The 12,882-nt window shown below is 72.5% G+C and carries 6 protein-coding genes; 2 read left to right on the top strand and 4 right to left on the bottom strand.

Going from position 1 to position 12,882, the window contains the following annotated elements; all coding sequences use genetic code 11:
• The 3 genes from IE277_RS45540 to IE277_RS45530 all read right to left on the bottom strand — a co-directional run.
• Positions 1-7,364 (bottom strand): type I polyketide synthase (locus IE277_RS45540; protein ID WP_189959868.1); only part of this gene is annotated, 7,364 nt, incomplete at its 3' end.
• A 208-nt stretch (positions 7,365-7,572) separates the two neighbouring features.
• Positions 7,573-7,785, bottom strand: coding sequence for a ferredoxin (locus tag IE277_RS45535; protein ID WP_229882558.1), 213 nt, complete (start codon positions 7,783-7,785; stop codon positions 7,573-7,575).
• 13 nt (positions 7,786-7,798) lie between these two features.
• The gene (locus tag IE277_RS45530; protein ID WP_189959867.1) at positions 7,799-9,040 is read right to left on the bottom strand and encodes a cytochrome P450; all 1,242 of its coding nucleotides are present in this window, start codon (positions 9,038-9,040) and stop codon (positions 7,799-7,801) included.
• 555 nt (positions 9,041-9,595) lie between these two features.
• Between IE277_RS45530 and IE277_RS45525 the strand changes: the two genes are divergently transcribed.
• A complete protein-coding gene (locus IE277_RS45525; RefSeq protein WP_229882557.1) occupies positions 9,596-10,372 on the top strand; it encodes a TetR/AcrR family transcriptional regulator in 777 nt (258 codons plus the stop codon).
• Positions 10,373-10,517: 145 nt separating this feature from the next.
• Here IE277_RS45525 and IE277_RS45520 read toward each other — a convergent pair whose 3' ends face one another.
• Positions 10,518-12,155 (bottom strand): MFS transporter, encoded by a 1,638-nt coding sequence (locus IE277_RS45520; RefSeq protein ID WP_189959866.1) that lies wholly within the window; start codon positions 12,153-12,155, stop codon positions 10,518-10,520.
• Positions 12,156-12,632: 477 nt separating this feature from the next.
• Here IE277_RS45520 and IE277_RS50045 point away from each other — a divergent pair.
• Positions 12,633-12,882, top strand: a 250-nt coding sequence (locus tag IE277_RS50045) for a polyketide synthase docking domain-containing protein (RefSeq protein ID WP_373311016.1), incomplete at its 3' end; no start/stop codon positions are given.

Raw genomic sequence — 12,882 nt, 5'->3', positions numbered from 1 at the left:
GCGGGCTGGGTGTAGGCGGTGCTGTTCAGCAGTTCCTCGTCCTCGCCCCAGATCACCTCGAACAACGGGCGATCGAGGTAGGCGTCCACGGCGGACGCGACCTCGTCGAGGGCGGTGGCGAACACCGGGAACGCGGCGTGCAGTTCACGGCCCATGCCCAGACGCTGGGCGCCCTGGCCGGTGAACAGGAACGCGGTCTTGCCCTCGCGCACCGAGCCGGTGACGACGTCTGCCGATGCCGTGTCCTCGGCCAGTGCCGTCAGAGCGGCCAGCAGGTCCTCGCGGGACTCGGCCAGGACGATCGCGCGGTGGTCGAGGCGGGCCCGGCGGGCGGCCAGACCGCGGCCGACGGAGGCGATGTCCGCGTCGTTCAGGTTCTCGGCGTACGCGGCCAGGCTCTGTGCCTGGCCCCGCAGCGCCTGTGCCGTACGTCCGGAGACCACCCACGGCACCAGCGACGGCACGACACCATCACGCGCGCCGTCCTCCTCGGCGGCCGGGGCTTCCAGTGCCGGCGGCTCTTCCACGATCACGTGGGCGTTCGTGCCGCTGATGCCGAAGGAGGAGACACCCGCGCGGCGTACGCGCTCGGTGGAGGACGGCCAGGCGACCGGCTCGTTGAGGAGTTCCACCGCGCCCATCTCCCAGGAGACCTGCGGTGAGCGCTCGGTGGCGTGCAGGGTGCGCGGCAGGACACCGTGGTGCAGGGCCTGCACCATCTTGATGATGCCGGCGACGCCGGCGGCGGCCTGGGTGTGGCCGATGTTGGACTTGATGGAGCCGAGCCACAGCGGCTTGTCCGCGTCCCGGTCCTGGCCGTAGGTCGCGAGCAGCGCCTGGGCCTCGATCGGGTCGCCGAGCGTGGTGCCCGTGCCGTGCCCCTCGACGACGTCGACGTCGGACGTGGTCAGCCCGGCGTCCTGCAGGGCGCGCTGGATGACCCGCTGCTGGGAGGGGCCGTTGGGCGCGGTCAGACCGTTGGAGGCGCCGTCGGAGTTGACGGCGGAGCCGCGCAGCAGGCCCAGCACCTGGTGGCCGTTGCGGCGGGCGTCGGACAGCCGCTCCAGGAGCAGCAGACCCACGCCCTCGCCCCAGCCGGTGCCGTCCGCGCCGGCCCCGTAGGACTTGCAGCGGCCGTCGGCGGCGAGACCGCCCTGGCGGCTCATGTCGACGAAGGTGTCCGGGGTGGACATGACGGTGACACCGCCGGCGAGGGCCAGGCCGCACTCGCCGCGGCGCAGCGCCTGCGCCGCCCAGTGCATGGCCACCAGCGAGGAGGAGCAGGCCGTGTCGACGGTGACCGCCGGGCCCTCCAGGCCGAGCACGTAGGCGACGCGGCCGGAGACGACGCTGGCCAGGCTGCCGTTGCCGTGGTAACCGGCGAGGTGCTCGGGCAGCGGGCCGAGGCGCAGACCCCAGTCGTGGTACATGACGCCGGCGAAGACGCCGGTGTCGCTGCCGCGCAGTGCGTGCGGGTCGATCCCGGCGCGTTCGAAGGTCTCCCAGGCGGTCTCCAGCAGCAGTCGCTGCTGCGGGTCCATGGCCTGGGCCTCGCGGGGGCTGACCCCGAAGAACTCGGCGTCGAACTCGGCGGCGTCGTAGAGGAATCCGCCCTGGTCGGTGAGGCTCTTGCCGGTCTTGCCGGGCTCCGGGTCGTAGACGTCGGAGTCCCAGCCGCGGTCGGTCGGGAACGCGGAGACGGCGTCGCGGCCCGCGTGGACCAGCTGCCACAGTTCCTCGGGGGAGCCGACGTCGCCCGGATAGCGGCAGGCCATGCCGACGATCGCGATCGGGTCGTCGTCCACCGGCGCCACGACGCGGGCGGCCGCCTTGCTCCGGGTGTCCTCGGAGTCGCCGAGGAGGGAGGCGAGATGGTCGGCGAGGGCGGTGGGGGAGGGGTAGTCGAAGATGAGGGTGGCGGAGAGGGGGACGCCGATCGACGAGCTGAGCCGGTTGCGCAGTTCGACGGCGGCGAACGAGTCGAAGCCCATCTCGGTGAAGGCGCGGGCGGCCGCGACCCGGTCCGCGCCGCTGTGTCCGAGCGTCGCGGCCACCTGGGTGCGCACCAGCTCCAGCAGGGCTTCGCCGCGCTCGGCCCGGGACAGCTGCGCGAGGCGGCGGCTGAGGGACTCCTCGACGTCGGCCACCTGGGCCCCGGCGCTGCGCCGGGCGGGCCGGACCAGGCCGGACAGCACGGCCGGGAGGCCGGCGGCGCGGGCCTGGAGGGCGCGCAGGTTGAAGCGTACGGGCACGACGGCCGGTTCCGCGCCGAGGACGGCGGCGTCCAGCAGGGCGAGGTTCTCGGCCGGGGACAGGACCTGCAGGCCGAGCTGGTCGATGCGGCGCAGGGCGGCCTCGTCGAGGTCCGCGCCCATGCCGCCGACGCCGGTCCACAGTCCCCAGGCCAGCGAGGTCGCGGGCAGGCCGGCGGCGCGGCGGTGGGCGGCGAGGGCGTCGAGGAAGACGTTGGCCGCCGCGTAGTTGGCCTGGCCGCCGCCGTCGAGGAAGCCCGCCGTGGAGGAGAACAGCACGAACGCCGTCAGGTCGTTCTCGCGGGTCAGCTCGTGCAGATGCCAGGCGCCGTCCGCCTTCGGCCGCAGCACGGTGTCCAGGCGGTCCTGGTCGAGGGAGTCGACCAGGCCGTCGTCGATGACGCCGGCCGCGTGCACGACGGCGGTCAGCGGACGGTCGGTGGGGATCGCGTCGAGTACGGCCGCGAGCGCGGCGCGGTCGGCGACGTCCACGGCGCCGAGCGTGACCTCGGCGCCCGACTCGGCCAGTTCGGCAGCGAGTTCGCGGGCGGCCGGGGCGTCCTGGCCGCGCCGGCTGGTCAGCAGCAGATGCCGTACGCCGTGCTCGGCGACCAGGTGGCGGGCCACGGCGGCGCCGACACCGCCGGTGCCGCCGGTGATGAGAACCGTGCCCTCGCTGTTCCAGGGCGACGGCCGGCCCGGGGCGTCGGGGACGGTGGCCAGCCGGGGCACGAGGAAGGCGCCGTCGCGGACGGCGGCCTCGCCCTCGGACAGCCCGGCCGCGAGCCGCTCCAGCTCGGCCTCGTCGAGGGAGCCGTCGGTGTCCACCAGCACGAACCGGCCGGGGTGCTCGACCTGGGCCGAGCGGACCAGACCCCACACCGGGGCCTGCGCGAGATCGGGCGCCTCGTCCGGTGTCACGGCGACCGCGCCCCGGGTGAGCACGATCAGCCGGCCCGTGCCCGAGGAGTCGTCGGCGAGCCAGGACCGCACCGCGGCCAGCACGCCGCCGGTCGCGGCCCGCACTCGCTCGGGCACGGTGGCGTCCGCCGCTTCCGCGGCGACGGTGTGGACGGCGGTGTGCGCGGCCTCGGTGGCCGCGGTGGGCATGGGGTGCGGCATCCAGCGCAGCTGGAACAGCGGGGCGCGGGAGACGCCGCGCAGCTGCTCGGTGTCCACCGGCCGCACCGTGAAGGACTCGACCCGGCCCACGGCGCGCCCGTCGGCACCGGCCAGCTCCAGCGTCACGGAGTCCGTGCCCGCCGGGGTGATCCGCACCCGCAGGGTGTGCGCGCCGGCCGCGTAGAGGCTGATCCCCGACCAGGCGAACGGCAGGCGGGGGCCGTCGCCGGACAGCTCGGGCAGGGCGAAGTCGGTGGCCTGCAGGACCGCGTCCAGCAGGGCCGGGTGCAGGCCGAACTCGGCGGCCTCGGCGGCCGCTTCGGCGGGCAGGGTGACCTCGGCGAAGCCCTCCCCGGCGGCCCGCCAGACGGCCTTCAGTCCGTGGAAGGCGGGCCCGTACTCGTAGCCCTGGCCCGCCAGTTCGTCGTACAGGCCGGTCAGGTCGACGCTCTCGGCGTCGCGCGGCGGCCACACCGCGGCATCGAAGTCCCCGGCCGGGCCGGTCTCTTCGGCGGTCAGCACACCGGAGGCGTTGCGGGTCCAGGCCGCGTCCGCCGGGGCGTCCTCGTCGCGCGAGTGGAAGGTGACCGCACGGCGGCCGTCCGCGCCGGGGGCGTCCACGACGATCTGCAGCGCGACCGCACCGGTGGCCGGAAGCACCAGCGGCGCCTCCATGATCAGTTCGGCCACCCGGGTCAGCCCGGCCTCCTCGCCCGCGCGCAGCGCGAGTTCGACGAAGGCGGCGCCCGGCAGCAGCGTGCTGCCCGCGATCACATGGTCGGCCAGCCAGGCCTGGGCGCGCGGGGAGACCCGGCCGGTCAGCACCGTCGCCCCGGTGTCGGCCAGCGGCACCACCGCGCCGAGCAGCGGGTGGTCCGCGGCGACCTGGCCGAGCCCGGCCGCCTCGGTGCGCCCGGCGGACGCGGACAGCCAGTAGCGCTCGCGCTGGAACGCGTACGTCGGCAGCGCCACCCGGCGTGCCCCGCGGCCGGCGAAGAAGGCGCCCAGGTCCACGCGGGCGCCCCGGGCGTGCACCCGGGCCAGCGCGGCGGTCAGCTGCTGCGGCTCGTCGTGGCCGCGGCGCAGCGAGCCGACGAACTCGGCGTCCGCGCCGAGGATCTCCCGGCCGAGGCCGGACAGCACCGGGTCGGGGCCCAGCTCCAGGAAGGTGGTGACGCCCAGCTCGGCCAGGCTCTGTACGGCGTCGTGGAAGCGGACCGCCTCACGGACGTGCCGCACCCAGTACTCGGGGGAGCACAGCTCCTCGGCCGTGGCGGCCCGCCCGGTCAGCGTCGACACGATCGGGATGCGCGGGGCGCGGTAGTCGAGAAGCTCCGCGAGCTGCCGGAACTCCTCCAGCATCGGTTCCATCAGCGGCGAGTGGAAGGCGTGGCTGACCCGCAGCGCCTTGGTACGGTGCCCGGCCTCGGCGAGCCGGGCGGCGACCGCCTCCACGGCCGTGGCCGCGCCGGAGATCACCACCGCGCGCGGGCCGTTGACCGCGGCGATGCCCACCGTGTCGTCGAGCAGCGGCAGCACCTCCTCCTCGGAGGCCTCCACCGCGGTCATCGCGCCGCCCCCGGGCAGCGCCTGCATCAGCCGGCCGCGCGCGGCCACCAGCGTCGCCGCGTCCTCCAGCGACAGCACCCCGGCGACATGGGCGGCGGTCAGCTCGCCGATGGAGTGCCCGGCGAGATGGTCGGGCCGAACCCCCCAGGACTCCAGCAGCCGGAAGAGGGCGACCTCCACGGCGAACAGGGCGGGCTGGGCGTACGCGGTGTCGTTGAGCAGCGCCGCCTCGGCGCTGTCCTCCGCGGCGAACAGCACCTCCCGCAGCGGGCGTTCCAGCTGTAGGTCGAGATGGCCGATCGCCGCGTCGAGGGCGGCGGCGAACACGGCTTCCGTCTCGTACAGCCGCCGTCCCATGGCGACCCGCTGGCTGCCCTGGCCGGTGAACAGCAGGGCCAGCCGGCCGCCGTCGGCGGTGCCGGTGTGCACGGCGGGGGACTCGGCGCCGTCGGCCAGCGCGCGCAGCGCCGTCAGCACCTCTTCGCGGTCCTCGGCGACGAGTACGGCACGGTGGCGCAGCAGGGCCCGGGTGGTGGCCAGGGAGAGGGCGAGGTCGGCGGGCGGGACGGCGGGGTCGTCGGCGAGGTGCTCCAGCAGGCGTCCGGCCTGGGCGCGCAGGGCGGTGTCGGTGGCGGCGGAGAGCGCCAGCGGGACCGGGCCGCCGGTCGCGGCCGCGGGCTCCGGCTCGGCGGCGGCCGGCTCCTCCAGGATCAGATGCGCGTTGGTGCCGCTCACACCGAACGAGGACACGCCCGCGCGGCGCGGCTCCTCGCCCCGCTGCCAGGCGACCGGCTCGGTCAGCAGCCGTACCTCGCCGGCCGACCAGTCCACGTTGGGGGTGGGCGCGTCCACGTGCAGCGTGCGGGGCAGGGTGCCGTGGCGCATGGCCATCAGCATCTTGATGACGCCGGCCGCGCCGGCCGCCGCCTGGGCGTGCCCGATGTTGGACTTGGCGGAGCCGAGCCACAGCGGACGCTCCTCGGCGCGGTCCTGCCCGTAGGTCGCGATGATCGCGCGGGCCTCGACCGGGTCGCCGAGAGTGGTACCGGTGCCGTGTGCCTCGACGGCGTCGACCTCGGCGGCCGTCAGCCCGGCGTTGGCGAGTGCCTGCCGGATGACCTGCTGCTGGGCGCGGCCGCTGGGCGCGGTCAGACCGTTGGAGGCGCCGTCCTGGTTGATGGCGGAGCCGCGGATGACACCGATGACCGGGTGCCCGTTGGCCTGTGCGTCGGAGAGCCGTTCCAGGACGAAGACGCCGGCGCCCTCGGCGAACGCGGTGCCGTCCGCGCCTTCGGCGAACGCCTTGACGACCCCGTCGGGGGCCAGTCCGCGCTGCCGGCTGAACGCGGTGAACGTGCCCGGGCTGCCCATGACGGTGACACCGCCGGCCAGGGCCAGCGAGCACTCGCCGCGCTGCAGCGCCTGCACCCCGAGGTGGACCCCGACCAGGGAGCCCGAGCAGGCCGTGTCGACGGTCAGCGCCGGGCCGGCCAGGCCGAGCACATAGGCGACCCGGCCGGAGATGACGCTCGGCGCGTTGCCGCTGAGCAGATAGGCGTCGAGGCCGTCGGGGGCCTCGTGCAGCCGCATGGCGTACTCCTGCGGCTCGGCGGCGATGAACACGCCCGCCTCGGTGCCGCGCAGCGCGTGCGGGTCGATGCCGGCCCGCTCGACGGCCTCCCACACGGTCTCCAGCACGATCCGCTGCTGCGGGTCCATCGCCAGCGCCTCACGCGGGCTGATGCCGAAGAAGTCGGCGTCGAACTCGGCGGCGTCCGCGAGGAATCCGCCGTGCCGGACGTAGGTGGTCCCGGGTGTCGACGGGTCGTCGGAGAACAGTGCCTCAAGGTCCCAGCCGCGGTCCTCGGGGAAGGGGTCCCGCACATGGCGGCCGTCCTCCAGCAGCTGCCACAGGTCCTCCGGGGAGGCCACCCCGCCGGGGTAGCGGCAGCCGATGCCGACGATCGCGATCGGCTCGTCGCTCGCGGACACGGCCCGCACCGCGGGCGCCGTCTCCCGCTCGGGCAGGCCCAGCACCTCGGTGCGCAGATGGGCGGCGAGTTCGGCCGGCGAGGGGTGCTCGAAGGCGACCGTCGGCGGCAGGCTGAGGCCGGTGGCCCCGTTCAGCCGGTTCTGCAGCTCCAGCAGGGCGACGGAGTCGAGGCCGAGATCCTTGAAGGACCGGTCGGGGTCGACCGGTGTCGCCGCCGCGCCGGTGCCCGCCACGGACTCCGGCACATCGGCGTGCTTGGAGCGCAGCACGGCGAGCACATGCTCGCGCACCAGGCCCAGCAGTCGGTATGTCTGCTCGGCGGTCGGCAATGCCGCGAGGTCCGTCACGAGCGGGGATTCCGCCGCCGCGGGCGCCGCGGGCTCACCGGTCGGACCGCCGTGGGTGCCGGGGTTTCCGGGCTCAGTCATCTGCACTCCACACCTTCGTTGTCCGCAGCGGACGGAGAGAACTTCTGTGGTCCGGGACGTTCGCGGTCCGCCCGGTGACGAGCCTTGCGTCACCGGGCGGACGGGACCGGCCGGTCCGGGCGGGCCGGGCGCGCGCCGGGGACGGCCGGGGGGTCGGGAACGGGTCGGGGCCGGCCCTGGCGGGGTGCCACGGCCGGCCGACGGGAGGTCAGGCCGCGTTCTGCGCGGGCTCCTCGACGAGGCTGAGGGCCTGCACGGGGCAGGCGTCGATGGACTCCAGGATCTGCTCGCGCAGCGACTCCTCGGGCTCGACGATCAGCATCGCCTGGCCGTTGTCGTCCTGGTCGAAGACGTCCGGGCCGGACACCACACAGGCGCCGCAGGCCACACACACGTCCTTGTCGATCACAACTTGCAGCATGAACGTTCCTCCTTCACCAGGTGACCGGCAGCTCGTGCAGCCCGTCGATGAGGGCCGTCTCGCCCTTGAACGGCAGCTCGTCCACCGGCGTGGCGAGCCGCAGGCCGGGGATGCGACGCAGCAGCGTCGAGAAGAGGACCTCCATCTGCATCCGGACCAGGGTCTGGCCGGCGCAACGGTGGTGGCCGGAGCCGAACGCGAGGTTCGCGGACGCCTCCTTGCGGTGGAAGTCCAGCGTGTCGGGGTTCGAGAAGACGCGCGGGTCGCGGTTGGCGGCCTGCAGCGCGCAGATGACGCCCTCACCCTTCTTGATCAGCACCCCGCCGATCTCGGCGTCCTCCTTGGCGACCCGGACGGTGCCGTGGTCGGACACGGTGGAGTAGCGCATCAGCTCGTCGACGGCCTGGCCGCCCAGCTCCGGGTGCTCGCGCAGCAGCGCGGCCTGCTCCGGGTGGGTCAGCAGGGTGAAGATGCCGACCGTCATGCCGTTCAGGGTGCTCTCGTGGCCGCCCGCGATCATCGTGCGGACCAGAGCGCTGAGGTCGAGGTCGCTCAGCTCGCCGCCGCGCTCGTCGTTGCGCTTGATGATGTTGCTGATCAGGTCGGTGCCGGGGTTCGCCTTGCGCTCGGCGATCAGCCGGTGCAGCAGCATCTCGACCTCGGCGTTGGCGGAGGCGTGCTCCTCGGCGGTGCCCTGGGTCACCAGCAGCGCGATCCAGCGGTAGAACAGGTCCGTCGTGTCGCGCGGCAGGTCCAGCTGCTCGGCGGTCTGGATCGACGGCAGCGGCGCGGTCAGCGTCTTGACCAGGTCGACCGGGCCGGGGCCCTGCGCGAGGATCGCGTCGATCAGCTCGTCGACGATCTCCTGGGTGCGCGGCCGCATCGCCTCGACCTGCCTGGCCGTCAGCTCCGGCATCAGGATCATGCGGTGCTTGGTGTGCACCGGCGGGTCCATGTGGAACAGCGTCTTGCTGACGATGCCCTGCTCCAGCAGGTCCAGCGGGAACGCGAACTGCAGGGGGTAGCCAGGGTCGGCGATGTCCGACTCGAAGCGGGGGTCGCGCAGCATCTGCTGCATGTCCTCGTAGCGGGTCAGCAGCCAGGCCTCACGCCCGTTGTACTTCAGCTTCACCTTCGAGACCGGCTCGGCCTCGCGCAGCTCCGCGTACTGCTGCGGAGGAGCGAACGGGCAGCCGCGCTCCAGCGGGAAGGCACGCACCTGCGTCCCCGGTTCCGTACTGGTGAGTTCCGTCATGGTTCCTTCTCTCATCCGTCCGCACGGGGTGCGTGGACCCGGTCTGGATCGATCGTCGAAGTCGTCGTCGTGGTCGTCGGGGCTTCCGCCAAAACGGAGTTCACCCCGTGCAGGCTCCTTCGAATTCCCGGCCCGGAAAACCCCTAATTCTGGGTGTCAGGGCGTCATGGCGTCCGTCCCACCGGGAAGGGGCGAGATTAGGGGTCCATGGGGTTCGTACTGGGGCCGTGGGAATGGCGCATTCCGGCGGTTTCGGGTTTCGATGGAATGCACGGCGTACGGCATCACGGGCCGGCATCGGCTTCTCCGGTCGGACTCCGCCGAAATTCGAGCGGAATTCGAGCGGCGCGCGAGAACATGTTTCCGGGGCTCCGTCTCCTGCGCCGGTGCGGCCATTTTCCCGTGCCGCTGCCGGGCCGGCGGGTCCCTGACCTCAAGGCCGGAGAACGGGAACGGCAGACAGGCCGTTCGCCGGCGTACCGCTTACGGGCATTCGGCGCATACGATGGACGCGTATGCGTGCGTGATACGCATCGGATCTGTGGAAGAGAGCGTATGAAGGCGGGACGGGCCATGAACGGCGGTGAGAGCACGGGGCTGCCGAGCAGCATCGGCGTGCTGTGGGACCTGCGCGAGCGGGGGCAGCGCGGGCGGACCGGGCTGAGTACGGCCCGTATCGTCGCGGCCGCGATCGAGTTCGCGGACGAGAACGGGCTCGGGGCGCTGTCCATGGCCAGGGTCGCCGAACGCCTGGAGTTCGCGACGATGTCCCTGTACCGGCATGTCTCCAGCAAGGACGAACTGCAGTCCCTGATGGTCGACATGGCGTACGGCAGCCCGCCGGAGATCGGCTCCGGGGACGGCGACTGGCGGGCCGGCCTGGAGCAGTGGGCGCGGGCGTTCCTCACGGTGTTCCGCGAGCACCCGTGGATGCTGCAGATCCCGGTCGGCGGCCCGCCGCTGGAGCCGGGCCAGCTCAGCTGGCTGGAACGCGGGCTGCGCACGCTCGGCCGTACGGGCCTGACCCCCGACGAGAAGCTCTCGGCGATGCTGCTGATGGTCGGCTTCGTCCGCAACAACGCCCAGCTGTCGACGGGCCTGGCCAGCCAGGGCAAGAGCGAGGCCGAGCTGATGGCCAACTACGGCCGCGCCATGGACAAGTTCGTGGACGCCGAGTCCTTCCCGGCGGTCCGTGAGCTCATCGACGCGGGCACCTTCGAGGCCACGACCGACGACTTCGGCTTCGGCCTGCAGCGGGTCCTGGACGGCATCGAGGTGCTGATCCGGGAACGCGCCGGCGAGACCCCGCTGGACCGCGGCCGGGCGTCGTAACCGCCCCGCCCGGCTCGCCACCGGTGCGGGGCGGCATCCCCGCGAGGACGACAGTCGACGAAAGGACCCGCCCCCGTCACCGGTGTGGGTGACGGGGGCGGGTCCTTTCCGTGCTCTTCGGCCGGTGTCGCCCGGGGGAAGCGACTCAGGCGGCCGAAGAGTGGTGGACGGCGGCGGGGGTTCCGTCCGTCCGGGTGATGGTCCGGGCCGCCGGCTCGACGTAACCGTCCTCCTGCGCCTGCGCCGCCTCCAGGGAGCCGGGCAGAGCCGCCTCGATGGGGGTCTTGCGCAGCAGCAGGGCGGCGATCAGGGCGGTGAAGACCATGAGGCCGGCACCGGCGAGCGAGGCGATCTGCAGACCGTGGGTGAAGGCGTCGCGGCTGGTGGCGATGAGCTTGCCGCCGGCGCCGTTGGACAGGTGGGAGGCAACGTCCGCGGCGCCGCCGATGGTGTTGCGCAGGGCGTGCAGTGCCCCGCCGCCGACTCCGGTCGGGGCCACGTCGGACATGTCGTGGCGGTAGACCATGGAGCCGATGCTGCCGAGGGTGGCGAAGCCCATCGCGATACCGAACTCGGTGAAGGTCTCCGAGACGGCGACCGACGAACCGGCCTGCTCCGGCGGCGCGGAGGTGACGACGATCTCGGCGGACAGCGTCTTGCAGGCGACCATGCCGCCGGCCAGCAGACCGACGCCGACCAGGACCACGGCGATGTTGGAGTCGACCTTGACCTGGGTGAGGATGCCGAAGCCGGCCGCGATGATCAGCAGCGCACCGCCGATGATCTTCGAGGGCTTGACCTTGCGGGCCAGGGCCGGGGTGATGCCGACGGCCATACCGATCGCGGGCATCGGTGCCAGCGACCACAGCGAGGCCTTGAGCGGGGAGTAGCCGAGGACCATCTGCAGGTACTGGTTGGTCAGGACGCTGCTGCCCATCAGGGCGAAGGCCACCATCATGTTGGTGATCACCGCGCCGCTGAAGCCGCCGTTGCCGAAGAGCCGAATGTTGATCATCGGGTCCCGGGCGAAGCGCTGACGGATCACGAAGGCGACGAGCAGGACACCGCCGACCGCGGCGCAGATCGCCGGGTTACGGCTGTAGCCGTTGATCACCAGCTCCTTGAAGCCGTAGATCAGCGTCATGATGCCGGCCAGCGAGAGCACGGTGCTGACCAGGTCCAGGCGGCCGCGGTTCGGGTCGCGGTACTCCGGCAGCAGGAACGGGCCGAGGATCAGGACCATGACCATGACCGGGGTGTTGATCAGGAAGACCGAGCCCCACCAGAAGTTGTTCAGCAGCAGACCGCCGACGACCGGGCCGATCGCCGCGCCCGAGGTCAGGGTGCCGCCCCACGCGGCGATGGCGGCCTTGCGCTCCTTGGAGTCGTGGAACATGTTGCGGATCAGGGCCAGCGAGGTCGGCGTCAGGGTGGACGCCGCGAGGCCGAGCACCGCACGCGAGGCGATCAGCATCTCGGGGCTGGTGGAGAAGGCCGCGGCCGCCGAGGCCACACCGAACATCAGGGCACCGAACAGCAGCAGCTTGCGACGGCCGATGCGGTCACCCAGCCAACCCACCGTCACCAGGGTGCCGGCCAGCACGAAGCTGTAGATGTCCATGATCCACAGCAGCTGCGTCGCGCTGGGGGAGAGGTCCTCACTCAGCGGCGCGATCGCGAAGCCGAGGACCGATACGTCGATGGCGACCAGCAGGGTGACCAGGACGATCACCACTAGGCCGCACCACTCCTTCATTCCTGCCTTGGGCTTCAGTTCCGACATGGCAATCGTCCATATCCTCTCGGCGTACGTGGTACGCAGAGCGTATCAGGTACGCATCCGCGTGTCACGTACTCATTGCTTGCTGTGGTGGGGGGTCCGGGGCGCACGCCGATCGAGCGCCGTGGGGACGTGGGGCCCCAGGCGCTCGGTCGATGCGTTATGAGAGAAACCCTGCGGTAATGCCGGGATGAAGTGAGACATTTTCCTTTGTCCCTGGCCGCAAGCGGATTCAGGATCGGGATTCACTGGTAGAACGGAAAAGATCCGTTCGAGAAGGCCCCGAACGTGACCGTACTGACCCGCCGAAGGCGGCGACACCCCTAACCAACCCCTGTCCCGACCCCGAACTTGTCAACGCGGACCTAGGGGTGCACCAGGTCGGAAGTGGGTTCGCCCGGGTTCTAGGGGTGCCAGGGCAGCGCTCAGGGGTGGGCTCGCACACGAGGGCGAAGTAATTTCCAGGTATCTCGGTCCGACGTGAGTTCGTCAAATGCGTGCCGATATACGGGGACTCGCGCCGGCACACCGAAAGACGCGAAGTCGAAAGACATAGGAGGGGTGTGCTCGGTGAGCAACGAGGAGAAGCTTCTCGAATATCTACGCCGGGCTACCGCCGATCTGCGCGACACCCGCGCGCGGCTCGCCGAGGCAGAGCGCAAGGTCTCCGGCGAGCCGATCGCCGTGGTCGGCATGGCCTGCCGCTACCCGGGCGGGGTCCAGAACCCCG

Source organism: Streptomyces alanosinicus, assembly GCF_014650595.1.
Taxonomy (GTDB): domain Bacteria; phylum Actinomycetota; class Actinomycetes; order Streptomycetales; family Streptomycetaceae; genus Streptomyces; species Streptomyces alanosinicus.
The sequence above is the reverse complement of the archived record's forward strand: the minus strand, read 5'-3'. Positions and strand labels throughout refer to the sequence as shown.

What these genes read in the sequence shown, in the direction of transcription:
- IE277_RS45535 (WP_229882558.1), bottom strand. Translation starts at nt 7,785, where the DNA reads ATGCTGCAAGTTGTGATCGACAAGGACGTGTGTGTGGCCTGCGGCGCC.
- IE277_RS45530 (WP_189959867.1), bottom strand. Translation starts at nt 9,040, where the DNA reads ATGACGGAACTCACCAGTACGGAACCGGGGACGCAGGTGCGTGCCTTC.
- IE277_RS45525 (WP_229882557.1), top strand. Translation starts at nt 9,596, where the DNA reads ATGAAGGCGGGACGGGCCATGAACGGCGGTGAGAGCACGGGGCTGCCG.
- IE277_RS45520 (WP_189959866.1), bottom strand. Translation starts at nt 12,155, where the DNA reads ATGTCGGAACTGAAGCCCAAGGCAGGAATGAAGGAGTGGTGCGGCCTA.